At 50.0% G+C, this 542-nt stretch carries 1 protein-coding gene and 1 pseudogene; both read left to right on the top strand.

The window, feature by feature from the left end; all coding sequences use genetic code 11:
- Positions 1–356: pseudogene (locus tag R7Z77_RS27950) on the top strand (folate-binding Fe/S cluster repair protein); the annotation flags it as partial.
- Positions 349–542: aminoacyl-tRNA deacylase (locus tag R7Z77_RS27945; RefSeq protein WP_318137380.1), on the top strand; the 194-nt coding region annotated here is incomplete at its 3' end. The pseudogene R7Z77_RS27950 and the gene R7Z77_RS27945, both read left to right, overlap by 8 nt.

Genomic DNA, 542 nt, shown 5'->3' with positions numbered 1-542 from the left:
AAGCCTTGAACATTCAAGCCCTAGGTGGCATTAGCTTCACTAAAGGCTGTTACACAGGCCAAGAAACCGTAGCTCGAGCGAAATACCGCGGCACAAACAAGCGCGCTATGTACATCGTGAAAGGCACAACGTCGACCGCGTTAAACGATGATGCGATTGAACTAGCACGCAGCGTAGGCGACAACTGGCGCTCAGTCGGCACGTTACTGACTCACTATCAATTCAGTGATAACCAAGCTATGGGTTTGATCGTGTTACCAAATAATCTGGATGACGACACTCGCCTTCGTTTGACGTCTCAGCCTGATTGTGAATGGACCATCGCAGAATTGCCTTACAGCCTTGATGATGAATAATGCCATTCATACTCCTTTGATGCAGTTTCTTGCCGACCAAAACATCACGTTTCGTCTGCTTCCGCATCAAAGACCAGCTACAACAAGTGAGGATGCCGCGCAACAACGCGGCATTCGCCCTTCTCAAATGGTCAAAGCGATATTGCTGCGAGACATGGGCAATCAATACGCCCTCGCCTGCGCCCC

It is taken from the genome of Vibrio sp. 1401 (assembly GCF_033340295.1).
The sequence above is the reverse complement of the archived record's forward strand: the minus strand, read 5'-3'. Positions and strand labels throughout refer to the sequence as shown.